The following is a 22,660-nucleotide window of genomic DNA, read 5'->3' on the forward strand; positions in this document are numbered from 1 at the left end:
GTAAGAAAACAAGGTAAAATTCTTTCCAGTATGGACATTTGTATCTTTTGTCGTGTACAGTTCCTAGTTGAATATCAAAAATACAGAAAAAAATAGTAGAACATAAGTATGAAAAATTGTGCAACAAAAAAACCACCTGAACCAGATGGTTTAAGAATGCCTATTTTATTTAATGTGTCTTATTCACAATCGTCTTCAGCTTTGATTTCCGAATGATCTGGTTGATTACTTCAGAGAAAACAAGACCTATAGCAATAGATCCTGAGATCATAAAGGCTTTTGCGGCTAAATTAATGGCAAGATTATAATCATTCTCCACGAAGCTTCTCATCGCATTGTATGCAATACCACCTGGTACTAACGGAATGATGCCAGCTACGCTATATATAATGACTGGTGTTTTATACTTTTTAGCAAAGTATTGTGAAGCGATAGCGATTGTAAACGATGCGATAACCGTTGCTAACACCATATCTACACCATTTGTTTCTAATAAAAAATACAATATCCAACCGATCATTCCTACTAGACCACAGTGAAAAAGGGAGCGTTTTGGACCATTAAAAATGATAACAAACGCGGCTGACGCTATAAAACTTGTAATGATTTGTTCAACAATTGTCATCGTGAACGCTCCTTCTTAAAAAAATGAAAAGATCACAGCGATCCCTGCACCTATTGCAAATGCTGTTAAAAAAGCATCGGCGCCTTTTGCCAGTCCGGAAATAAGGTGTCCTGCCATTAAATCACGAACAGCATTCGTAATCAGCAACCCCGGTACCAAAGGCATAACGGACCCAATAATAATCTTATCCAGCTCACCGCCTATGCCAGTCGTAACAAAGAAAAGAGCTTGTAATCCAATTAAAAGGGATGCAGAAAACTCTGAGAAAAATTTTATCGGTACAAGTTGGTGAAAATACATCAGCGACAAGAACCCTAATCCACCTGTAATAAATGCAGGGAAAAAGTCTCTCCATTCCCCTTGAAACATGATCAAGAAACAGCCTGAAGACACAGCTGCTGCTAAAACATGAATCCATACAGAATAAGGGGAACCTGATTCACCAATTTTTTTTAACTCTTTATATGCTTCTTCAATCGTAAATTCACCAGCACTGATTCTACGCGATATACCATTCACTTGAGCAACCTTTTCTAGATCTGTTGTTCGTTCGACGATCCGAATCAGTTTTGTTTTTGTTGGCTCGTTACCTTCTACAGAAAAAAGAATGCCTGTTGGCGTTACATAAGGATGTGACTGATAAGCACCAAATGAAGAAGCGATACGCATCATCGTATCCTCCACACGGTACGTTTCCGCTCCGCTTTGCAGCATAATCTTACCTGCCAATAGACAAACAGCCATTATATCGTAGGTTTCTTGTTTCTCCATTTCCATTAAGCATACTCTCCAATTTATTACTTACCATCATTCTACCCAAAAGTAGAGCGTTAATATTTTTACAGTTTAACTGATTGTGACTGATTTCGGCAATGGAGTTGAACAAGTTTACAGATGTTACTACAATAAGTTCATAAGTTAGTCACCATACACATCAAATAAATAACTAAAGTGATCCTTCTTATTCTTTTTCTTTTGGGGCATCCCGCTTTTTTCCTGAAGTGAAACGGTTAATGAAGATAGGTATAGGATAGAGACGCACATAAAAATAAGACTAACGATGCCGGTTAAAATCACCATAAGACATACCTCCCTTTTGTGTATATGCAAAGGGTATGGTATGAAACGCGTTTCAGAGCAAGAAAAACTTCTTAAAGAAAAGGTGAAGGCATGACCAATATAAGAGATATCGCTAAGATGGCTGGTGTTTCTGTTACGACAGTCTCCCGTGTGATCAATAACCATCCATATGTAAGTGAGGAAAAAGTATCAGCTGTTAAAGCTGCTATGAAAAAATTTAATTATCACCGTAACATTAACGCTGTTCATCTGAGCCGAGGAAAGACACACTTGATCGGTGTAGTTGTTCCATTCTCTAACCATCCTTATTTCGGTTTATTGATAGAAGGAATCGCGAATGCGGCATTAGATCACAACTACAAACTTGCTCTTATTCAAACGAACTATGAAGAAACGAAAGAAATGGAAGCTTTAAGGATGCTTGAAGATAAGCAGATTGATTCATTGATCATTTGCTCGAGGATCTGTGCGTGGGACGTCATTGAAAGTTACAGAAAGTATGGGTCTATCATCCTTTGTGAAGATTCAAGAAACGATAAGATTTCCTCCACATATATTGATCACTATAAAACTTTTACCATGGCTCTAGATTATCTGTACGAAAAGGGTCATCACCAAATCGGCTATACGATTGGAAGGCAAACAGGGGCGAACAGCAGTCAACGAGATGCTGCTTATAAAGATTTTTTAACAAGGTACGCCTTACGTTATGAACCAAATTACATTTTTACAAGTCGTTTCGATGTTGAAGATGGTGTCAACGTGGCTGAGCATTTATTGGACATGAAAAACCGTCCGACCGCTTTACTTGTCACAAGTGATCAGGTAGCTGCAGGGATCTTAACAGGTTGCAGGGAAAACGGCCTTGATGTTCCAGACGACATCGCGATCATGAGTTTTGATAACCAACCCATCTCAAAAGTTATGCATATTACAACACTTGAGATACCTTTTGTAGAAGTCGGAAAGAAACTTTTTCATCAAGCAGTAAACGGTCAGGAAGTTTCACATGAAGAGATCCAGGTACGATTGATTGAGAGGAAGACAGTTTAAAAGCATGGGAAATTATTCTCCATGCTTTTAATCTCGCTATTGTAATAGTACTTTTATCGGTGAAAGTTCAGTTCGATTTTCTCTATCCATTGAAACAACTTCTGGATATACCATTAAGTAGTTTACATCATCGGCTATTTTTCCTAACTGTAATTCTCTATATTGCTTAACGCCTTCTGAGTGTTCGATACTATTCTCTACACCATTACTTCTTAAAGGTACTCTTTTCCCGTGCTCATCAAAAACTATTAAATGTACATCTTGATTCAAGTCGCCTTTGATAGTATCAAAAGTGTAATACAAAGTTGATGAAGCTTTAGCTATCGATAATTTATTTAAGTTAATCTTGTGTAAACCATTTTTTGTAGAACTACTTTCATTTAATTTTATTGTTTCAACAGGTAATTGTTTTACAGGGATCGAAAAGTTCCAAATCCCCTTTTTATTTGCTATAAGCGTAAATTGTAAAGGAAGCGTATAATTCTTTGGTAGCTCTTTTTCTTTCAATTCAAACTCCAACGCTGCTACATAACTTCCTTCTTTCAACTTCTGAAGGGGCCCCCTCAACCCAACAAGTTGATCTTTATCAGCTCCTCCAATTGTATATCCTGTTTCCGGACTATGCTTTTTATCCATTGCTCCAACCGATAAGTCTTTACCTTCCGCTTTTATCGTTACCCCTATCACGTTCCCGTCGTAATAAGCACTAGTTACTGTTACATCAACACCATTACTCGTCGCTTTTTGGTTAATCTCTGTTACAAGGTTACTAGCTGCTAGTTCTTTACCGATACTGATATCTAGTTCTTCATATAGTTTCCCGATCAAAGGAACATCAGCTAATACTGTATTTATTGGTGAGAAGACAAACCCTGATACAAGAACAACAGAAGCTGCTGTGCCAGACATCCACGCAGAAACCTTCAGTCTAGCTTTTACTCTCTCTTTTCGCTTAATCCTTTTACCTTCATTCACGCCTTTTTGAATAGCACTTAAAAGCTCTGTTCGTGAAGGATCATTTTGATCCTTCTTATCAACCCATTTTATGTCCATATGTTCCTACTCCCCCCAGCAAGCTTCGCAACTCTATCTTTGCCCGATGTAAATATGTCTTTATCGTACCCTCCGGTTTTTGCATTTTTTGTGAAATGGTCTTTATTGATAAATCATGAAAATAAAACAAGATGATAACAGTTTGATAGTGTTGATCCATTTGAGATATTGCATATGTTAAATCCAAATCTTGTTCAGGTTGAATACTCTTATTTTCAGTAATTTCTTGAATAAAAGCTTCACCTATTAGAACCGTCCTCTTTTTCTTTTGTAGCACTTCATATGCAGTTCGAATCAATATTTTCATTAACCATGTACTAAAATATTTTGGTTCCTTTAATCTGTTTATACCGACAAAAGCTTTACAAACTGTCTCTTGTAGAACGTCTAAAGCATCTTCTTTATTACGAACATAGAGAAAAGCTGTCTTATAAAGCTTTTCACTCTCTTGGATAATGAGCTGCTCGAAAGCTTCTTCGTTTCCTTTAATCGCTTTTTTTACTGTATTATGATTTATCAAGAGCTTGCCCCCTTTCACCTATTAGAGAGATGGGTAAAGAAAAAAGTTTCACTACATATGAAGATTTTTATTTTCTTTTTTTAGAATCGAAATATTTATATAGAACAAAAAATGCAATCAAAAAACTAAAGTAAAACAAACAATTAGAAGCTAGAAGATTTTTATAAGGCCTATATCCCGGCATATTGTTATCTAGCGCATCGCTTAACAAAAAAGGCAGAAACACAATGACGAACCCAATGATTGCTGCAAACAGTAACCAAATAACTTCTGACCGTTTCACGTAGAGAAAGATAAGCAGAATAGGGCAAATTGTTAGTGAAACCATTATGAACACACTAGTTCCAGACATAATAAAACGATACATAACAGCTGAGTGCAGGAGGCTTGGCAAAGTTAACAAAACAATCATCAACATGGAGAATGGAACCGGGCTCATATAAAGCAGTCTCCTGCTCTTCATTAATAGCATCAGAATAAAAAATAGAGATAAAACTATACCTGTTATTTGTAAGAAGTAAAGCGTGGAAGTTACCAACGGTTCCCAACTGAGAGATTGTTCAGATGCATATTGTATTGATTCACTTTTATAAAATAAAAAAAAGATCCATCCAATTATTAGCACTATAGGTGGTAGGTATCCTGTTACTCTATAAATGATTGGATCTTCCTCTTTGACTAGTTTTCTTTTCTTAACCAACTCTTAACATCCTTTCGTAATCAAAAAATTCCACTCTAACCTATACTCTTAACAAACAAAAAAACCTGCAGAAGTTATCCAACTTCTGCAGGTTTTACTGCTAGATTCTATAATGATCCGCTTTCCAGTTCGTAATCGCTTGTTTTATTTCCTTAGGTTTCAAGTTTTCAGTTGCTGCTTGCTCTACCAAAAGTGGAAGTTCTTCATCTGGTGCGAATCGAAGGGCTACGATCTGCCCTGTAGTAAGTCTTCCATCCAACAACTTTCCTGTTAAAACATAATAGCGTAAGTTCTCTTCTGCACGAATCGCTCGATCTTGAGCTTTTAATGGGTACATGCGAAGTAAAGCAAACGTCACTAACAGACTGAGTTCCATCACAATTAATATCACGCCTAGAAACTTATCTTCTGCTTTAAACAGATAGACAATGCTCGCAATAAGACCTCCAAGGACAAGCAAAGAAAGTACATAATGATAGATGGGGTGCATACGTGCATGATTGTTGTAATTTTGTGTATTCATTCTTTCTCCTCTTTCTGCTACTTGATCTATTCCCACTTAAATGTGAAACTCGCTACTATAAACGCTCCGATCAGCCAACCGCCTAGAATCATGGCCTCCATGCCGAGATCCAAGAACGAAGCTCCAACGTTCATCGTCTCACGAAGAGCATGGCTTAAGTGAGCGATCGGTAAAATTTGCACAAACGGCTGTAAAAACTCGGGCATGTCTCGTATCGGAAAGAACACACCGCCTAAAAACAGCATCGGAAACGATAGAAAACCAGCAATCGGTCCTGCACTCTCAGGAGTCTTGGCAATACCTGCAATAATGAAGCCGATAGCCATAAACGCTAAAGTCCCAAGCGTCACAAACGCAATCACGGTTAACCATGACCCTCTCACTTCAATGCCGAACGCAGCCCAAGCGACAGCTAATACAATCATCGCTTGCAAACCGTTCAGCATAAAACGAGCAGTAATTTGCGCTGCAATAAACGTAGATGCTTTAAGTGTTGTTCCTTGCATACGACGTAAGATTCCACGTTCACGCCAGGATGATATCTGGCCTGCCACTCCGTTCATGTTATTGCTCATGATCATCATCGCCACGATTCCCGGTACGAGGAAGTCGATGTAACGAAGGTTAAGCGCTTCCACCCCTTTTGATTCTGTTATAACAACGGGCTCATAGCTCACTGTTTTTTTACTGATCGTGTCAACTGCATTATCGACAAGCTGAAGTCCGACTTGGGACATCGCCATGTTCGTTTCATTATAATAAACAGGCAGTTTAAAAGGATTTTCTTTATTTCCAGCAGCAAGATTTTCACCATAGCCTTTTGGAATAGTAATAACGAGCGTTAGGTCACCTTGCTTTAGCTGACTTAACACATCTTTTTCGTTTGAACTTTTTTCAAGAGATACTGCTTCGTTTTTTTCCATTTCTTTCACTAAGTTCTTTGACTGTTCACTCTTATCCTGATCAACAACAGCTGCCGTAATGGAAACACCATTACCATTTCCTAAGAATGAACCTAACATGACCATCAGAACAATAGGAAATGCGAGGGTCCAGAACAGTACTTGTCTGTTTCTAAGGAAGATCCGAAGCTGAGCGAGTGTTAGTAGATAGTATGATCTCATCCTTCTCTTAACCTTCTTCCTGTCATGTGGATAAACACATCTTCAAGTGTTGCCGTTCTTGTTTGTAGATCTACAAGCTTCAGCTGTTTTTCAGAAGCGATAGCGATTAAACTCGTTAAGGTCCTCTGTAGATCATCTGTATAGAGAACGTGTACATCTTTCTGACTGCCCACTTGTTTCACTCCGTCGATCTCTGCTAACGCAATATCTACTTCATCATTAAACTTAAATTCAACCGCGCTATCCGACTGAAGATTTCTCACAAGTTCACTAGGTGTATCTAGAGCAATTAGCTTCCCTTGGTCCAAGATTGCGATACGATCGCATAATACGTGTGCTTCATCCATGTAATGAGTCGTCAGTACAACCGTTTTGCCCCGTTCCTTCAAACGTAAAATAATGTCCCATAACGTCCGGCGTGCTTGTGGATCGAGTCCAGTCGTGGGTTCGTCCAAGAAAATAATCTGCGGATCATGCACGAGTGCTAGAGCAATCGCGAGTCTCTGCTTTTGACCACCAGACAAACCTTTAATTCTACTATTCTTTTTCTCTGTTAATAGCATGTCATCAATTAATTCAGGAATTGAAATATGTTCTCGGTAAAAACTTCCATAAAGGTGAAGAATCTCATCTACGGTCAAGAGCTCAAAAAGAGTAGTAGATTGAAGCTGTACACCGATTACTTCTTTTACTTTATCAAGCTCTTTTGTAATATCGAATCCACCGACGATCGCTGTTCCTTCATCTGGCTTACGAAGACCTACTAACATCTCAAGTGTTGTCGTCTTCCCCGCTCCGTTCGGGCCGAGTAGACCAAACACCTCACCATTATGTACAGAGAACTCACTTCCATCCACGGCAGTAAAATCTCCATATCGTTTCACAAGTTTTTGCACCTTTATTATTTCTTGCTGCGTTTCCATTGTTCACTCTCCAAGCATACGTTTTACTGCTTCTTTTGTTTGCTGCAGCAAAACATACCTTCAAATTTTGTCCAAAGCTGTTTAAGCGTAGAGATCCATTCACATGCCTCATCCATTGAATTCGGTTCTATCGCGTAATAGCGAAAGCGACCCTCTTTTCGGTGTGTGACAAGACCTGCATTCTCTAAAACTTTCAAATGCTTTGAGATCGCAGGAAGCGACATATCAAAAGGCTGGGCTAACTCTTGCACACTCCTTTCTCCTTTTGAAAGCTGCTCAATAATCGTACGCCGAGTGGGATCAGATAGAACTGAAAATACATCATTTAAATGTTCCGCATTATATTTAACCATTTGGTTAAGTATAATGCGCCATATATTCACCTGTCAATTTGTACATGTCCTCCCTAACTATACGTGTATTGAATCTTTACAGAGGCTGTAATCTTATTCTCCCCTGGCTGTATAGGAGTTTCAGCACTTTGTGCATACATAACTGCTTGAAACGGAACGGGTCTAGGAGGTAAGGATTGAGATACCTCTTGAACGGTAATCGGTACTGGCCGAAGTGTAACTTGTAAGGCTCTTGCCATAGCTATAGCTTTTTGCTGAGCATTCTGAATAGCTAGTGACAATGCTTGATTATAAAAGGCATCTGGATTTGAAACGGTGAATTGAATGGAATTTACAGAGTTAGCTCCGTTCGCTACCGCTTGATCGATTGTCTGCCCTGTTTGCCGAATATCTTTTATCGTTACTTGCAGCTGGTGCTCTACACGATATCCTCTAAATTGTTGCTGACCATTTTCATAATTATATTGAGGTTCGATTCGAAAACTAGATGTTTGAATATCACTTTGAGGAATACCTAATGACATCAACGTTTGAATAACAGAAGCCGTTTTATCAGCGTTCTCTTTTTGAGCCACACCTAAGTTTGGGTTCTCTGTAATGACTCCTATTGTAAGAATAGCTCGATCCGGAACAGCTGAAACAGAACCTTCACCCGTTACAATTAGGCGATTCATCGTTGTATGGTCGTCTTGTTGTCTCATGCCTACATTTTGAAAACCTGGATGATTGTAATACATAAACAGACTCCTTCCGCCTAGTTATTCTATATAAGCTATGAGAGTTTATGAGAGAAAAGAAGAGCATATGAAGAGGGCATTTGGGGAGTTATGCTCGGTGATGAGGTTTTATGCTCGTTCCCGGACTTTTATGCTCGCTTATAGAATTTTATGATCGTTAGCGGCATTTTCCCCTCGTTCTCAGTTCTCAATAAAATCCTTCTCCACAGAAAAAAGCTGACATCCCAGGTGAACATAATTGTTCTATCTAGAATGCCAGCCTTTCCTTTTTAAATTATATTTTAGAAATAAAATTCATGAAGTTCTGAGAAGCAAATCCTCGGACTTCTTCTTCGAAATAATGTTTTAACAATTCATTGATTAAGTTTTGAGTCATAGATGCATCTTCCAAGTCCGTAATAAGCTGCGAGATGCCGTCAAAATCAGAGCCTAGCCCTATTTGTTTTACGCCACCAAGTCCACAAAAATGGTCGATGTGTTTAATTAAATCACCGATACTTGCTGAACCCTCATTCTTCGTAAATGGCGGGTTATACACAACATGTACGACTCCACCTTTATTAAACATCTCTTTTGCCATCTCATCCGTAAGGTTACGCGGATGGTCACATAGTACACGTGAATTAGAATGACTAGCAAGCGGATAATCGGCAATCTCCATCACATCCCAAAAAGCACGATCACATAAATGAGACACATCGGTTAAGATCTTATGTTTATTATTGAAAGCAACGATCTCTTTTCCAAACACTGTCAGACCAGCTCCACGCGGTTCTTGTGCACCATCAGCTGCAAGATTCGCGTGATTCCATGTTAAACCGATCAAAAGAACACCGAGTTGATGCAGGATGCTTAACTTTGTAAGATCATCACCGATCGCATCTACTCCTTCAAGCGTAAGCACTGCTCCAATTTCTCCGTCCTTCAATGTTTGAAAGTCGTGCCAGTTCTTCAAATGCTTCATCTCTGGATTTTTACCAAGAACCTCTTTATAGAAATAGTCCACTTGCTGAAGAGCAGATTGGAATTTTTGATCGCTCGGAATAAAGGGCTCAATAAAAATCGCAAAGAACTGAACGTTCACTTTTCCCTTTTGTAGTCGTTTCTTATTTGTAGCAAGCTGTGGCGCATCTGCATAAGAGAGCCTGCCGTTTGTTTCCCATAGTTTCAATAATGCATCGCAATGCAAGTCAATGACATTCATGTTGATCCCACCATTTCTTTGTTAAATAATCTCCATATCCCTAAAAGAATACGTTTAGTTGAAATTTATTTTTGTTATAATGTAAAGTATATCTTAGTTTACATATAAGGAAAGGCTTGATACGGGATGGAGAATAGTTCTTCTAATTTTATTAAAACAATCATCCAAAACGATCTGGAATCCGGAAAACACAAGAAAATCGTTACTCGTTTCCCTCCAGAACCTAATGGATATCTTCATATTGGACATGCAAAATCAATCGTAATCAACTTCGGACTTGCGGATGAGTTTGGCGGAGAAACAAATCTGCGTTTTGATGATACGAACCCATTAAAGGAAGACCAAGAATACGTTGATGCGATTAAGAACGACGTCGAGTGGCTTGGGTTTGAATGGGAGAACCTTCGCTTTGCTTCCGATTACTTTGAAGAAATGTATGCGCGTGCTGTGCTTTTAATTAAAAAAGGAAAAGCGTATGTGGATGACCTTACGGCAGATGAGATTCGTGAATACCGCGGAACGTTGACAGAGCCTGGTAAAGAAAGCCCTTATCGCAACCGTTCTGTAGAAGAGAACTTAGACCTTTTCGATCGCATGCGTAAAGGCGAGTTCGGGAACGGTCAAAAAGTACTTCGTGCGAAGATCGACATGAGTTCACCTAATATTAACTTACGTGATCCTGTCATCTATCGTGTCTCTCACGCTACTCATCACAATACCGGTGATACTTGGTGCATCTATCCGATGTATGCATTCGCTCATCCAATTGAAGATGCGATCGAAGGCGTTACACATTCGCTTTGTACAACAGAATTTGAAGACCAACGCCCTCTTTACAACTGGGTTGTGGAAGAGTGTGAGATGGAAAGCCAGCCACAGCAAATCGAATTCGGCCGCTTAGGGTTAACAAATACGGTAATGAGTAAACGTAAGCTTAAGCAGCTTGTAGACGAAGGCTATGTGGACGGATGGGACGATCCACGCATGCCGACAATCTCTGGACTACGCCGTAAAGGGTACACGCCTGAATCAATCGTTGAGTTTGTAAAAGCTGCCGGTGTTTCTAAAGGTTCTGGTGTAACGGACACAGCTATGCTTGAGCACTTTATCCGTGAAGATCTTAAGATAAAAGCACCTCGTACAATGGGAATTGTTGATCCATTAAAAGTGGTAATCACAAACTACCCTGAAGGACAGGTTGAGATGTTGGATGCTGAGATCAACCCAGAAAACCCTGAAATGGGAACACGTCAGATTCCGTTCTCGCGTGAAATCTATATCGAGCGTGAAGACTTTATGGAAGATCCTCCGAAAAAGTACTTCCGTCTCTTCCCTGGCAACGAAGTACGCTTAAAGCACGCTTACTTCATTAAATGCGAGGATTTCATAAAAGATGAAAACGGCAATGTCGTTGAACTACATTGTACGTATGATGTGGAAACGAAATCCGGCTCAGGTTTTACAGGCCGTAAAGTAAAAGGAACACTTCACTGGGTAGAAGCGACACAAGCTGTTCCTGCTGAGTTCCGTATTTATGAGCCGCTCATCTCTGATGAAGATATGGAAAAGGAAGAAGATAGTGAAGGCAAGACATTCTTGGATTACGTGAACAAAGATTCTCTTATCGTAAAACAAGGATATATTGAAGCAAACTTGAAGGACGCGAAACCTCAAGATAAGTTCCAATTCTTCCGTCATGGCTACTTCAATGTTGATCCTAAGCATACATCAGATGATAAGATTGTTTTTAACGAAATTGTTTCACTGAAGAGTTCGTTTAAATTGTAAAATTACAATGAGAGAAGGGTTTCCAGCTGTGGAGACCCTTCTTTTCTTGTTGCAATATGTTTTTAGGACCTAAGTATGAGTTTATAGGCCCTTCAAATCCATTTATGGACCTTCAGAAAATTTTTATAGGCCGTTACAAAATGTTTATAGTCCTTTAAAATAATTTATAGACTTTTCGACAAATAACCTTACAAATTAATTAATTACAAGCTCATTAAACTCTTATTGTTTGGGTGGCCTTTCCCCATACCGCAACTCCCGAATACTTAACCCAAAGTCCATCTCAAGGTGCGGATAGTCCTTAAAACTTCCTTGAAAGTCTGCCCCCGATTTAAATCCTAATTTTTTCGCAATCTCGATAACTTCCATCCAATCAGACTGTCCATTCTGGTTATCATCTCGTTCTAGATCCCAGACGACAGAATCATCATCCAGCTTAAGAGCAAAATCAATCGCTAGACCGTAGTTATGATAAGATTCTCCACCTTCAACATGAGTAACAATGGTCCCTTCTCTTGAACGCCCTTGTTCATACAGGCGATCCTGTTCTGCTGCAGATCGAAAATCATCCGTAATGACAATATTAATCCCTTTTTCAGACGCTTTTTGTATCAAAATATCACGGTTTTCTGCCACAATAGGATGCAACTCTGTAGGCAGAGGTGTATTTCTCTTTTTCCATTCCAATGTGATTAGATAAAAGATAGATGCAAGGACCGCGAGAAACAGTATACTTTTGAATATTTTCAATGAAACAAACTCCTTTTGTAATGCAGCACTCTACCTACAGTTTATATCAACGAATGGATTGCGGAAAAGAAAACACTCTTTTAGGATCGTATTTTTGATTGATTCGTTGAAGCCTCTCAACATTTCTACCAAAATACTCTTTCTCATAGTTTTTCAGTTCACCATATGGGAAATTCACAAATGATCCTTTGGTAATGGTCTCCAAATATTTGAACCTTTTTTCTACCCATCTTCTATTGTCTTCTGCAACGGCAGAATCTTCCCATACGGATTGTATGCCTAATATATAGCGTGCTTTTCGGTAGTAAAAAGAAGACTCTGTTTTGCTGACATTTCGAATCTGGCCGCCCATTGCATACACGGTAAGTGCTGCAAACACGGAACCTTCCGCACGTTTTTTTACAAGATTCACGATTGCTTCCACTTCTTCTCGATCGTATTCTTTGTATACGAAGCGTCCGGTCGATTTAAACTTTTCATATGGGGGATAAGTAGACTGAACTTCCGTAACAGCTTCTAAAAAGGTTAAAGATTTGGCAGAAATCTGAAAACCGTCTATTTTTTTATAAACGCTTAACAGTTTTAACGCTTCTTCCTTCGTTCCATAAAAAAATCCCCTGCCAAAGATAGCAAGTCCTTCTGAAACAGCATTATACATGCTAGCATTCAAACACATTCGATCATCTAAATTTACAAGCCACTTTTGCCATATTCGTAAAAACTTGCCTAGCTCTTTTGTTGCGGCACCAGGCTTATATAGCTCAAACAGTGTCACTTGTTCTACTTTAGGCGGCAGTTTGAACGTCAAGGAAACAACCACTCCAAAGTTGCCTCCTCCTGCACCTTTGCATGCCCAAAACAGATCACTGTTTTCTGTTTCATTCACTTTTAAAATTTCACCTTTGTTGTTGATTAACTCCAGTTCATCCAAGCAGTCACAACCCAAGCCAAACAACCGGCTAGAGAATCCCCACCCTGCACCAAGAACAAAACCACTTACGCCTACAGTTGGACAAGTTCCTCCTGGAAATGGATATCCTCTAGAACCTAACGCTTGATAGAGATCTTTGTTTTGAATACCTGCTTGAGCTTTAACTGTTCCATCTTCCTCATTAATAGCGACTTCATTTAAGCGACTGATGTCTATGACCAAAACACCATTACCAGTCGAATAGCCTTCGTAATGATGACCCCCTGATCGAATTCTTATATCCTTCCCATACTTTTGGGCCCAAAGAATGGCACGGCTCACATCTTCATATTCAGAACAATAAACAATAACACTAGGAAATTTTTGAATAGCTCTGTTCCATTCTTGGCGTGCAATGTCATATTGCGGATCATCAGGTAAAACTATTTCCCCCGTTAAACCTTGAAAGATATCCATTCCTCAACACCCTTTTAAAAAAATGAGTTACATTTTAAAGTTTATGAGGAGTTGGCATGGCTAAATTCTGGTATACAAAAATAAAAGACCAGGTCTCTGATCTCCTGGTCTTCGTGCATTTATTCGTTATTGTTGTGAACCGATCGCTTGAGCGAGGCTCGACTTTATGGAAACCTTCTCAAAGGATAGACCTAATTGAATAGCGGTCATTGCAATTTCAGGACGGATGCCAGACAAGGTTGACTTTACTCCTATGAGGCCAAGTGTTTCGATAAGTGAGAAAATTTGCTGAGCGACCATCGTATCAATGATTAAAACACCCGAGAGATCGATAAAGAGATGTGTAATCTCTTTTTCAGTACACTGTTCGAGCGTATTTTCTACAATATACTTTGCTCTTTGTGTGTCGATCACACCGATTAAAGGCAGAAGACCCATATGATTATTAAGTGCGATGACAGGTGAACTAAGCTCATTGATCATCTCTTGCTGCGCAATTAATTTTTCCTCGCTATATCTCTGGTTTTCTTCAACAAACCAGGTCACAATTTTATTAAATGTTTCAATAATAATTTCATTCCAGGCATCGATGATCGTTTGAGGATATTCCCCTTGGTGAAGATTAACGAATTCTTGTACTAAATTCAAATACTGCTTTTGTACATTGAAGAATTCTTTCATGATGACAGTTAAAGGTGTGTTCAAGTGCTCATCATCTTGAGCAATCATTAACACCCACTTTTCAAAATCTTTTAGGAACTTACTTTCTTCTGTTACAAAAACCTCACAGAAATGAACATGAAATTCATGATTTTGCTGTTTAAGCGTTTCTATCGTATCGGGATTCGTGGAAGCATATACCCCCGTGGCCTTTGATTTATCAATTGATCGGTACCAATCTTCCGTCAACTGCCAAGTTTTTTCAATTAAAAAAGAATGCAGCTCCTTATCTCTATGCATCTCTTTTCCACTCTCCCCATCTACCCTATTTTATCAATATTTTAATCTTCGTCTTTTGCGTCCCAATCTTCAGGAATGGGTTCGCTCAAATACTCCTCAACCATCTTCTTATACTTTTCTAACTGTTCAAAATGTGTATTGAACTGTTCTTTGTTAATAAGATGCTGTTGACCGTCAAAGATTGTACGGATTTTATTCTGCTGAACTAAGCTTTCTACTACCGCTTCAGGCATTGATAAGTATTCAGCCGTTTCTTTTATAGTAAGGTACATGAATCATACATCCTGTCTAACTTTTGTTTAATCTTAGCTTACAGCAAGAACGGTATGGATTCAATATACCCTAATTCATTACTTCTAAAATCTAATTAGTAGATTTTTTTATTTTGTATTAAATGTTTTTTCATCAAAATGACAAAAAGGAGTAACGTTACGTCTACAAATCCATAAACCAAGCCATAACTCCCCAAATGATACAGAAAACTACCTAACAAGGGGCCGATCGACATTCCCATATATCTGAAAAAGTTATAAGCACCAATAGCAGTGGCGCGATTGGCTTGAAACTCTTGTGTAAGGAGAGCTGTCTGAACGGGTAATGACATACCTAAGAACAGACCAAAAAATGAGATTGAAATGATCAATAAGATTAGAGATACATCTGAGACTAAGATAAACAACAATAGAGAGATTACGTTCAAAAGAGCAGAGTATACAATCACTTTTCGTTCATTGTATTTTCTCATTTTGCCTCCAATAAAACTTCCCACTACAATTCCGAGTGATAGTGGCAGAAAAACTAGACCTTTCTGTTCAACGGATAACGAATACCTTTCACTCATTATTGCCGGTAGAAATACTAGAAAGTTATACAGAGCGTAATATTGAATGAATCCCAAACCGATCACGGTGTACCCTATACGGTTTTGCAAAATTGTAAGAAAATCTGAAATTTTGAAGTTCTGTTTTTTTGATGTACTTGGTTTTGTTTCGTGCAAAAAGATAAAATTTCCTGCAAAGATGACGAATCCAACACAGATTAATGCAATAAAAATCATGTGAAAATCAAATGAAGCACTTAAAAAACCACCAACTACAGGACCTAAAACTGGTCCTAGTGATACCATCATTTGAAACGTTCCCATAGGTTGAATCCGCTCTTTTCCTTCGAAAAGATCACCAATAACCGTTACCGCTACAACTGAACCCGCAGCAATGCCTATAGCTTGCAGAGAGCGAAACACTAACAGAAATTCGATAGATGAAGAAAAATAACATCCGATAGTAGCCACTAAATAAATCAGGATGCCCGATAGCATCACTTTACGCCTTCCGATCGAATCCGTAAGCGGTCCATAAACCATCTGCATTAAAGCGAGGAAAATCGTGTAGATCGAGATTGAAAAGTTAACCAAGAAAGGTGTTGTATGAAGTTCTTTCGTCACCTCAGGAATAAGAGGTACGTAGATCGTTTGAGAAAAAGGACCGAGAAACGCAGCAAGTGCAACAAGATAGACTAACAATCTGCGGTGCTTCACAAATAAAAACTCCTATCATTTATAAAATAAAAAAGTCTGCTGAAATAATCCAGTCAGACTCCCCTTATATTAACTTTTTAAATTATACACCTTGTGAATCACTTTTTATAAGATTTAGCTTGAAGCAGTAAATTGATCGTCTTTGAGCTTTTCAAGATCTTTTCTGTATTTTTCATGGTAGGTTGCTGGTTTAATATCTCTTATCATATAAGCCAGAATACTGATAAGAGGTGAAGCTAACATGAACATAATAATATGTCCAAATAATCCCACTTCAAATTTTTCGGGTATATTCAAGATACCATAATTCACTAACATCATTCCCAATATCCACTGAAGTATAAAAAGCCCCGCAAAATTAAAATAGAATCCTTTTTTTAATTGTGGTACTCCATATAAATACAGAGTTAAGAAGATGGTAAATACGAAATAGAAAGTTACCTTGGTTGGCCATGTCAATGTTTCATCACTATTATATTGATTGTGAAAGAGAAGTAGAAAAAGTACCATTATGAAGAACTGAGCCGAAAATATTAACTTGTTTCCAAGCTTCTTTTTCACAAATAAATCTTCTTGCATAAGTCTTTTAGTCATTGCCAATGTGTAAAGATTTGGCTTCTCAGTCGTCACTACCTTTAAACCAAGGTCTTTTAAAGAATCCTTTAAAATATAGGGTCGCCGATCAACCTCTTTTACCACAACATCTAAAAAATCTATTGCTGGAACCTCTGTTAACTCAAACTCGGTAATTTCAAGCGGCACATTGTGCTCCTGTAAATTTAGAAGCCATGGGTAGAGCTCTTCTTCTCTATAATCTGCGAATCGAAATACATCGAGTTTCCCATCTTCTTTTCGATAAACAATATTCAGTGTTATATATTTATAGTAACGTGTTTTCGTATCAAGGGAATTGGTTTGATATATACTTTCTGATAATGGCGAGATTAGACATTTAATAGCACTTGAGAAACGAAATTCTGAACGCTGTATCTCGTTGGTTTCTAGATTTGTTTTTGTCGTTACATACCCCTTGTCAGTAAGCTCCCAATCCGTTACGTTTCTGGACTGCCTTATAGATCCTAATAACATGTATAGGATAATACCAATCAAAAATAATGAAACTAGCAATAATATAGAACCTAAGACAGGTTGATTTTCCAACATTTCGATTGCTTCCTTGGTGATCAATGCTGTCATACCACCAAAAAATAGTATAAATCCAAATAATATTATCCAATGATACCAAAGAAATCTGTCCGTATATTTTCCATTTTCCCCGTGCATAACTACCTCACTTTGACCAAATTTTAAATCTTTAACAATAGTTTATCTGACTGACCACGTGAAACACAGGCTAAAATACAATTTTGCTCCTTCTTTTGTTGTGCACTAAGAAAATCATCTAAATGTTCAACCTTTCCTTCAGCGACTGGAATTTCACACGTACCACATCTACCTACTCTACACGAGTACAGAATATCAATACCATTTGCTAACAATACTTCTAGAAGTGTTTGATTCTCTTCTACTGTTAATTCACTCCCATTATTAAGCACAACCTTAAAAGGCTTCATTTGCTTAATCCGAGTTGGTAAAAATCGCTCATAATGCACTGTAGTTTCAGGATATCCTAGCTCCCCTGCTCCTGCCCTAAACTGCTCAATAAACCCTTCAGGTCCACAAAAATAAACATGCGTACCGATTGGATGATTTTCTAAGGAGGCTGTTTGCAAACGTTGTTTTAGATCGGAAAAGTAAAAGTGGCTTTGATTAGGGTAGTGTTTTTTTATGTAGGAATAAAAAGCACAGCTATCCTCAGATTTTGAGGCGTAATGAAGCTCAAAGGTTTGATTCTGAACGGAAAGGTCCTGCATCATAGAAAGGAATGGGGTAATCCCGATGCCCGCCGCGTAAAACACGTGATGTCTCGCTTTAAAGCTAAGAGAAAAATGATTTTTTGGGTAACTTATTTGTAGTCGATCTCCCACTTTCATATCCTGATGCCAGTGGAGTGATCCACCTTTAGAATTCTCACTTAATCGAACAGCAATTCCATATTTCGTAATATCGTCTGGATGACTTATTAAAGAGTATTGTCTCACAATAAGTCCTGTCGATGTTTTTAGGTAAGTAGAAATATGCGCACCTCCACTAAATCTTGGAAGTTCCTTTCCCGTTTCTGGAGACAGCGTAAACTTTTTAACCTGCTTTGTTATCTTTTCTATAGAGGTAACTCGTACAAATAGAGTAGATTCGATAGACAAATAGACTCCCTCCTAACTTGTAGCTGGATAGCCTAAAAATGCATGGTGTACTTGAGAATAGTGGTCTGACACTTCAAGCTTTAATTTACATTGATGGCAAGTTAGTTCAGTTTGTTGTTCTTCTCCTCTGTTCAACCCATGACAACGACAACAGAAAATGCTAATCCATTCCTCACCATAACCAATAAATTGTGCCTCATCACTCGAAAAACCGATACGAGTGGCCATTGTTTGTACGATATGAACTTCAGAATAAGGTAACACTACATAAAGAAAGGTTCCCATCTTTTGCTTACTTAGAAATTCTTCTAGCAACTCCCTTTTTTCAGTAGAAAAATGATACCACTCATAAGCTAATTTCTCTTTTTTCACCTGTTCGAACACATTACTTAATACTCTGAGTCCATGCTTATCTGAACAAAAAATATATTTTCTTTTTCCTTTAATCAAGACTGCATCCATGCTCATAACGTCTTCACCTGTTGGAGCTGTTTTTCCAAGTAATCTAACACAGCTTTTTTATAGGTGGAGATTCCTTTGTATTCAACAATATGGGCGGGAAGTTCAGATAGGATTTTGTAAAATTGCTGCAGCCAATCTTTGTTTGATGCTAGTTGATCAAGAGACAGCAAGTGTGTATGAATGGAAAAGAGAATGCTATTCGTTCGTGGCAACCGGAATAACTTCTGTACCTCTACGCGAATGTGAACAAGATTACCTGCGTTCTCCTTCGTAACCTGTTTGCGCAGCTTTCCCCACTGATCAAAGGTTTCAAGAGATGTATCAAGTCTATCTCCTGCCATAAGCGACCAATTCAGACGTTCCCAAGGAGTCCCTGTCTCTAACCTCATAAGAAATTGCAGGATTCGTTGATCTAATCCTTCTTCCTTAAACCCTGGGATAGGATGGTGAATGTTTTTAAATTCCATCCCTATGTTAAAGGCGAGAGACCAGTTGGCAGGAAAACAAAGCTGTCCTGCATCTAAATACAGATTATCGTCACGCTGTCTCATGTAAATAAGGTCTTCTTGCACATGATGGCTAATAAAGAACAACGGCTCACAAGAAAGAGAGTGTTCATCTCCAAAAATAAACTCTACCTTTTCGTCCAATATTTTATTAGTAAAAATCCAATTAGTATTCTCTTTCTCTACTGAAAAATCTTGTGGGTATTGTGAAACTAAATGATCGATCACGAGCTCAACAATCTCCCACTGTCCCGTAATAGAATGTGGCAACGATTGATAACAACGTTCTGGGTAATCATTTAATAATTTTCGTTTTAATAATATCTCTGTTTTGTAGCTCGGGGTAACCTCTATGCTGAAAGGCAGTTTCATGGGGATGGAGTTGTTGGAATAACGATACGTTGAATGTTTAAACGGATAAGGAAAATGTGCAAGATTACCTGTCCACTTCATACCTTCACCCTTTACAGAATATTCTTTCAATTAATTGTAAGGAAAATCTATGGTTTTGGAAAGAAAATGAAAGAACCAACTTTTAACAAGTCAGCTCTCCTTCTTCTTGTCCGGATAATCACACAGCTCAATAATCTGTCCTTGTGAATGTGCGGGGTTCATATAAATTAACCTTCTGCCGAAAGGATTTGTTCGATACGTATCTTTTAAAAAGGTATAGCCTCTAGCTTCAAAGTCATCAATCGTTTGAAGAAGATCATCCACTTCATAAGCCAGGTGATGCACACCCTTTCCCTTCTGTCGGATGAATCGCTCGATCGGAGATGTTTTACTCGTAGGTTCCAGAAGTTCGATCACCTGATTTTCAAGCTCAATAACGGCAATGTGCGTCTCCACTCCAGGCTTTTCACTCGTATAACGTTCAGTCAGCTTTCCGCCTAGTACATTCGTATAAAATTCAATCGCTTCGTCTATTCGTCTCACGGCAATGCCGGTATGATCTAGTCTCATCACGTTCACCTCATTTAACTAGCATTATAGAGGGTTGTAGGCATTTAAGCAAAAAGGTGCTCCTACTAAGAAAGGACCACCTTCACAGATTATTTAATTTTTACGTGCCAATAAATACATAAAGTACGGTGCCCCAATGATGGTCACAATGATCCCTGCTGGTATTCCACTAGGATCTAGTACTACTCTTCCAATCGTGTCAGCTGCCAGGAGTAAGATGCCCCCGACTAAAGCTGCAACGGGAAGGAAGACTTGGTGTCTCGGACCTACTAGTGAACGTGCGATGTGAGGAGCCATCAATCCTACAAAACCAATTCCACCACTGACTGCTACAGAAGCCGAAGCAAGTGCTACCGAGATCATGATCAAAGAAATTCGTTCTCTGCTTACATTCACACCCACACCGACAGATACGTTCTCGTGCAGATTCAACGTATTTAATACATTGGATTTAAACATCGTATAAGGAATCAGCAGCAAGATCCATGGCAGCAACGATAAAACAAACGTCCAATCATCGCCCCAAATCCTACCTGCCATCCAGTTCGCCATGAACGAATAATCTTCCATATCTAATCTTGTAGAAAGTGTTAATGTCGCTCCATACAAAGCGGCGGCTAAACCCACACCGACTAAGACGAGCCGGGTCGGTTCAACACCCTCGCCTTTTATGTAAGACATGATGTAGATCACAAACGCTGTTAGCATTCCGCCGAATAATGCAAACAACGGCAATACGTATAAAAAGCTTGTGGTTTCCACTGTAAAAAACATAATATACACCACAACCATCAGACCAGCACCAGCATTTATTCCTAAAATACCAGGATCTGAAAGCGGGTTCTTCGTTATACTTTGGAGGATGGCACCAGACACAGCGAGCCCCATCCCCGCAAGAATAGCAACAATAATGCGTGGTAAACGGAACTCAAAAAGAATGAGATTCTCTCTCGGCGTTCCTTGCCCCATTATGGTTCGAAATAATTCTGAAGGTGTTAATGACGCAAAACCAGTTGCCACACTTATAATAAACACGGCTATCAGCAATAAAATCGCCGCAATCGTCGTTACTCTTATTCTCTTAATCTGGCGTGCATTCATCATGACAATTTTCTTCCTCCCTTTCTTGCAAGGTAGAGGAAGAAAGGTACCCCGATCATAGCGACTACTGCACCGACTGGTGTTTCATAAGGAGCGTTTACCGTTCGGGCAAACGTATCTGCCAATACCATGAGCACACTTCCGAAGATCGCGGAACATGGAATGATCCATCGATAATCTGTTCCAACTAAGAAGCGCACGATATGCGGAACCATAAGACCTACAAATGCAATGGCACCAACGAGTGAAACTGCAGCGCCTGCTAAGATCAACACCACAATCATGAGGACTATTTTCGTAAATAGGGTTCGTTGACCAAGGCCTCGCGCTACTTCTTCACCAAAGCTTAAAATGGTTAACTGCCTTGAGAACATAACAGCTACAATAATTCCAACCAACACGACAGGTACGATAATTTTCAGTTGAGCCCAGTTTGTGCCTGACACACCACCTGCTGTCCAAAACGCAAGATCTTGAGAAAGCTTAAAATATAATGCAATGCCTTCTCCTAAAGAAGAAAGCAGTGCAGAAACAGCTGCACCTGCTAACGTAATTCGGATTGGAGTCAATCCACCTCTGCTCATGGAGCCGAGTCCGAATACTAACACAGCACCTATTCCTGCACCAATAAAGGATAGAATCATCACGGTAAGGTAGTTCGCTTCTGTATTAAAAGCGAACACACAAGCTAGAGCGAGGCTTGCTCCCGCATTCAAACCAAGTAGACCTGGGTCTGCTAACGGGTTTCTAGTCATCCCTTGCATGATTGCTCCACTCACAGCAAACGCCGCACCGACTATTGCTGCACCAAGCTCTCTCGGTAATCGTAGACTCATAATGATACGGTCAGCTTCCCTAGTAGGATCATAGTTGATCACAGCGTTCCATACTGTCAGAAACTGAATCTTAGCGGCTCCCACTGATATCGCAAGAACGATACTCAACAAAAGAAGTGCGAACCCTAACAGTAAAATAGCTGTCCCTACCGCTGGCCTAGAATACACTTTATTTTCTTGTATAAGCTTGGTTTTTGTTTTGAACATAGCG

Annotated in this window: 25 protein-coding genes; 2 read left to right on the forward strand and 23 right to left on the reverse strand. The window is 39.0% G+C overall.

The window, feature by feature from the left end; all coding sequences use genetic code 11:
- Positions 1-169: 169 nt before the first annotated feature.
- The 3 genes from I5J82_RS17890 to I5J82_RS17900 all read right to left on the reverse strand — a co-directional run bounded on the left by I5J82_RS17890 (position 170) and on the right by I5J82_RS17900 (position 1,705).
- Positions 170-625, reverse strand: a complete 456-nt coding sequence (locus tag I5J82_RS17890) for a threonine/serine exporter family protein (RefSeq protein ID WP_198769156.1) — start codon at positions 623-625, stop codon at positions 170-172.
- A gap of 15 nt (positions 626-640) precedes the next feature.
- Positions 641-1,402, reverse strand: a complete 762-nt coding sequence (locus I5J82_RS17895) for a threonine/serine exporter family protein (RefSeq protein WP_198769157.1) — start codon at positions 1,400-1,402, stop codon at positions 641-643.
- 141 nt (positions 1,403-1,543) lie between these two features.
- Complete coding sequence (locus I5J82_RS17900; protein ID WP_198769158.1) at positions 1,544-1,705, reverse strand: hypothetical protein; 162 nt, start codon at positions 1,703-1,705, stop codon at positions 1,544-1,546.
- A gap of 90 nt (positions 1,706-1,795) precedes the next feature.
- On the opposite strand from I5J82_RS17900, the gene I5J82_RS17905 reads away from it, so the two are divergent.
- Positions 1,796-2,758 carry a LacI family DNA-binding transcriptional regulator gene (locus I5J82_RS17905; protein WP_198769159.1) on the forward strand — a complete coding sequence of 321 codons (963 nt, stop codon included), beginning with the start codon at positions 1,796-1,798 and terminating at the stop codon, positions 2,756-2,758.
- 36 nt (positions 2,759-2,794) lie between these two features.
- On the opposite strand, the gene I5J82_RS17910 is transcribed toward I5J82_RS17905, so the two are convergent.
- The 8 genes from I5J82_RS17910 to I5J82_RS17945 all read right to left on the reverse strand — a co-directional run bounded on the left by I5J82_RS17910 (position 2,795) and on the right by I5J82_RS17945 (position 9,895).
- Positions 2,795-3,811, reverse strand: coding sequence for a DUF4179 domain-containing protein (locus I5J82_RS17910; RefSeq protein WP_198769160.1), 1,017 nt, complete (start codon positions 3,809-3,811; stop codon positions 2,795-2,797).
- Positions 3,792-4,331, reverse strand: a complete 540-nt coding sequence (locus I5J82_RS17915) for a sigma-70 family RNA polymerase sigma factor (protein ID WP_198769161.1) — start codon at positions 4,329-4,331, stop codon at positions 3,792-3,794. The genes I5J82_RS17910 and I5J82_RS17915 overlap by 20 nt, the downstream gene beginning before the upstream one ends.
- Positions 4,332-5,131: 800 nt before the next feature.
- The gene (locus tag I5J82_RS17920) at positions 5,132-5,554 is read right to left on the reverse strand and encodes a DUF6526 family protein (RefSeq protein ID WP_198769162.1); all 423 of its coding nucleotides are present in this window, start codon (positions 5,552-5,554) and stop codon (positions 5,132-5,134) included.
- A gap of 26 nt (positions 5,555-5,580) precedes the next feature.
- The gene (locus tag I5J82_RS17925; protein WP_198769163.1) at positions 5,581-6,678 is read right to left on the reverse strand and encodes an ABC transporter permease; all 1,098 of its coding nucleotides are present in this window, start codon (positions 6,676-6,678) and stop codon (positions 5,581-5,583) included.
- Positions 6,675-7,601, reverse strand: a complete 927-nt coding sequence (locus I5J82_RS17930) for an ABC transporter ATP-binding protein (RefSeq protein ID WP_198769164.1) — start codon at positions 7,599-7,601, stop codon at positions 6,675-6,677. Before I5J82_RS17930 ends, I5J82_RS17925 begins: the two co-directional genes overlap by 4 nt.
- Before the next feature lie 23 nt (positions 7,602-7,624).
- A complete protein-coding gene (locus tag I5J82_RS17935) occupies positions 7,625-7,954 on the reverse strand; it encodes an ArsR/SmtB family transcription factor (RefSeq protein ID WP_198769165.1) in 330 nt (109 codons plus the stop codon).
- A 53-nt stretch (positions 7,955-8,007) separates the two neighbouring features.
- A complete protein-coding gene (locus I5J82_RS17940; RefSeq protein ID WP_198769166.1) occupies positions 8,008-8,691 on the reverse strand; it encodes an SIMPL domain-containing protein in 684 nt (227 codons plus the stop codon).
- Between the two features lie 274 nt (positions 8,692-8,965).
- Positions 8,966-9,895, reverse strand: a complete 930-nt coding sequence (locus I5J82_RS17945) for a dipeptidase (protein WP_198769167.1) — start codon at positions 9,893-9,895, stop codon at positions 8,966-8,968.
- A 126-nt stretch (positions 9,896-10,021) separates the two neighbouring features.
- Here I5J82_RS17945 and I5J82_RS17950 point away from each other — a divergent pair, with 126 nt between their 5' ends.
- Positions 10,022-11,683, forward strand: a complete 1,662-nt coding sequence (locus I5J82_RS17950) for a glutamine--tRNA ligase/YqeY domain fusion protein (RefSeq protein ID WP_198769168.1) — start codon at positions 10,022-10,024, stop codon at positions 11,681-11,683.
- Between the two features lie 222 nt (positions 11,684-11,905).
- Here the strand turns inward: I5J82_RS17950 and I5J82_RS17955 are convergent, their stop codons facing one another.
- The 12 genes from I5J82_RS17955 to I5J82_RS18010 all read right to left on the reverse strand — a co-directional run bounded on the left by I5J82_RS17955 (position 11,906) and on the right by I5J82_RS18010 (position 22,656).
- On the reverse strand, positions 11,906-12,433 hold the full coding sequence (locus I5J82_RS17955) for a M15 family metallopeptidase (RefSeq protein WP_198769169.1): 528 nt from the start codon (positions 12,431-12,433) through the stop codon (positions 11,906-11,908).
- 46 nt (positions 12,434-12,479) lie between these two features.
- On the reverse strand, positions 12,480-13,820 hold the full coding sequence (locus I5J82_RS17960; RefSeq protein ID WP_198769170.1) for an FAD-binding oxidoreductase: 1,341 nt from the start codon (positions 13,818-13,820) through the stop codon (positions 12,480-12,482).
- A gap of 126 nt (positions 13,821-13,946) precedes the next feature.
- Positions 13,947-14,780: an STAS domain-containing protein gene (locus tag I5J82_RS17965; protein WP_198769171.1), complete on the reverse strand. Its 834-nt coding sequence runs from the start codon at positions 14,778-14,780 to the stop codon at positions 13,947-13,949.
- Between the two features lie 41 nt (positions 14,781-14,821).
- On the reverse strand, positions 14,822-15,052 hold the full coding sequence (locus I5J82_RS17970; RefSeq protein ID WP_198769172.1) for an excisionase family DNA-binding protein: 231 nt from the start codon (positions 15,050-15,052) through the stop codon (positions 14,822-14,824).
- Positions 15,053-15,147: 95 nt separating this feature from the next.
- Positions 15,148-16,317 (reverse strand): MFS transporter, encoded by a 1,170-nt coding sequence (locus I5J82_RS17975; RefSeq protein WP_198769173.1) that lies wholly within the window; start codon positions 16,315-16,317, stop codon positions 15,148-15,150.
- Positions 16,318-16,431: 114 nt separating this feature from the next.
- Positions 16,432-17,601 (reverse strand): hypothetical protein, encoded by a 1,170-nt coding sequence (locus I5J82_RS17980; protein WP_198769174.1) that lies wholly within the window; start codon positions 17,599-17,601, stop codon positions 16,432-16,434.
- 23 nt (positions 17,602-17,624) lie between these two features.
- Positions 17,625-18,581, reverse strand: coding sequence for a PDR/VanB family oxidoreductase (locus tag I5J82_RS17985; RefSeq protein WP_198769175.1), 957 nt, complete (start codon positions 18,579-18,581; stop codon positions 17,625-17,627).
- A 12-nt stretch (positions 18,582-18,593) separates the two neighbouring features.
- Positions 18,594-19,049, reverse strand: a complete 456-nt coding sequence (locus tag I5J82_RS17990; protein WP_198769176.1) for a dimethylamine monooxygenase subunit DmmA family protein — start codon at positions 19,047-19,049, stop codon at positions 18,594-18,596.
- The gene (locus tag I5J82_RS17995) at positions 19,046-20,002 is read right to left on the reverse strand and encodes a heme-dependent oxidative N-demethylase family protein (protein WP_198769177.1); all 957 of its coding nucleotides are present in this window, start codon (positions 20,000-20,002) and stop codon (positions 19,046-19,048) included. The genes I5J82_RS17990 and I5J82_RS17995 overlap by 4 nt, the downstream gene beginning before the upstream one ends.
- A gap of 90 nt (positions 20,003-20,092) precedes the next feature.
- Positions 20,093-20,512: a VOC family protein gene (locus I5J82_RS18000; protein ID WP_153238175.1), complete on the reverse strand. Its 420-nt coding sequence runs from the start codon at positions 20,510-20,512 to the stop codon at positions 20,093-20,095.
- A gap of 93 nt (positions 20,513-20,605) precedes the next feature.
- Positions 20,606-21,616 (reverse strand): FecCD family ABC transporter permease, encoded by a 1,011-nt coding sequence (locus I5J82_RS18005; protein ID WP_198769178.1) that lies wholly within the window; start codon positions 21,614-21,616, stop codon positions 20,606-20,608.
- Positions 21,613-22,656: a FecCD family ABC transporter permease gene (locus I5J82_RS18010; RefSeq protein ID WP_198769179.1), complete on the reverse strand. Its 1,044-nt coding sequence runs from the start codon at positions 22,654-22,656 to the stop codon at positions 21,613-21,615. The genes I5J82_RS18005 and I5J82_RS18010 overlap by 4 nt, the downstream gene beginning before the upstream one ends.
- Positions 22,657-22,660: the final 4 nt, after the last annotated feature.

The sequence above is a fragment of the Fictibacillus halophilus genome (assembly GCF_016401385.1).
Classification (GTDB): domain Bacteria; phylum Bacillota; class Bacilli; order Bacillales; family Fictibacillaceae; genus Fictibacillus; species Fictibacillus halophilus.

What these genes read in the sequence shown, in the direction of transcription:
- I5J82_RS17890 (WP_198769156.1), bottom strand. Translation starts at nt 625, where the DNA reads ATGACAATTGTTGAACAAATCATTACAAGTTTTATAGCGTCAGCCGCG.
- I5J82_RS17895 (WP_198769157.1), bottom strand. Translation starts at nt 1,402, where the DNA reads ATGGAAATGGAGAAACAAGAAACCTACGATATAATGGCTGTTTGTCTA.
- I5J82_RS17900 (WP_198769158.1), bottom strand. Translation starts at nt 1,705, where the DNA reads ATGGTGATTTTAACCGGCATCGTTAGTCTTATTTTTATGTGCGTCTCT.
- I5J82_RS17905 (WP_198769159.1), top strand. Translation starts at nt 1,796, where the DNA reads ATGACCAATATAAGAGATATCGCTAAGATGGCTGGTGTTTCTGTTACG.
- I5J82_RS17910 (WP_198769160.1), bottom strand. Translation starts at nt 3,811, where the DNA reads ATGGACATAAAATGGGTTGATAAGAAGGATCAAAATGATCCTTCACGA.
- I5J82_RS17920 (WP_198769162.1), bottom strand. Translation starts at nt 5,554, where the DNA reads ATGAATACACAAAATTACAACAATCATGCACGTATGCACCCCATCTAT.
- I5J82_RS17925 (WP_198769163.1), bottom strand. Translation starts at nt 6,678, where the DNA reads ATGAGATCATACTATCTACTAACACTCGCTCAGCTTCGGATCTTCCTT.
- I5J82_RS17930 (WP_198769164.1), bottom strand. Translation starts at nt 7,601, where the DNA reads ATGGAAACGCAGCAAGAAATAATAAAGGTGCAAAAACTTGTGAAACGA.
- I5J82_RS17935 (WP_198769165.1), bottom strand. Translation starts at nt 7,954, where the DNA reads ATGGTTAAATATAATGCGGAACATTTAAATGATGTATTTTCAGTTCTA.
- I5J82_RS17940 (WP_198769166.1), bottom strand. Translation starts at nt 8,691, where the DNA reads ATGTATTACAATCATCCAGGTTTTCAAAATGTAGGCATGAGACAACAA.
- I5J82_RS17945 (WP_198769167.1), bottom strand. Translation starts at nt 9,895, where the DNA reads ATGAATGTCATTGACTTGCATTGCGATGCATTATTGAAACTATGGGAA.
- I5J82_RS17950 (WP_198769168.1), top strand. Translation starts at nt 10,022, where the DNA reads ATGGAGAATAGTTCTTCTAATTTTATTAAAACAATCATCCAAAACGAT.
- I5J82_RS17960 (WP_198769170.1), bottom strand. Translation starts at nt 13,820, where the DNA reads ATGGATATCTTTCAAGGTTTAACGGGGGAAATAGTTTTACCTGATGAT.
- I5J82_RS17965 (WP_198769171.1), bottom strand. Translation starts at nt 14,780, where the DNA reads ATGCATAGAGATAAGGAGCTGCATTCTTTTTTAATTGAAAAAACTTGG.
- I5J82_RS17970 (WP_198769172.1), bottom strand. Translation starts at nt 15,052, where the DNA reads ATGTACCTTACTATAAAAGAAACGGCTGAATACTTATCAATGCCTGAA.
- I5J82_RS17980 (WP_198769174.1), bottom strand. Translation starts at nt 17,601, where the DNA reads ATGCACGGGGAAAATGGAAAATATACGGACAGATTTCTTTGGTATCAT.
- I5J82_RS17990 (WP_198769176.1), bottom strand. Translation starts at nt 19,049, where the DNA reads ATGAGCATGGATGCAGTCTTGATTAAAGGAAAAAGAAAATATATTTTT.
- I5J82_RS17995 (WP_198769177.1), bottom strand. Translation starts at nt 20,002, where the DNA reads ATGAAGTGGACAGGTAATCTTGCACATTTTCCTTATCCGTTTAAACAT.
- I5J82_RS18000 (WP_153238175.1), bottom strand. Translation starts at nt 20,512, where the DNA reads ATGAGACTAGATCATACCGGCATTGCCGTGAGACGAATAGACGAAGCG.
- I5J82_RS18005 (WP_198769178.1), bottom strand. Translation starts at nt 21,616, where the DNA reads ATGATGAATGCACGCCAGATTAAGAGAATAAGAGTAACGACGATTGCG.
- I5J82_RS18010 (WP_198769179.1), bottom strand. Translation starts at nt 22,656, where the DNA reads ATGTTCAAAACAAAAACCAAGCTTATACAAGAAAATAAAGTGTATTCT.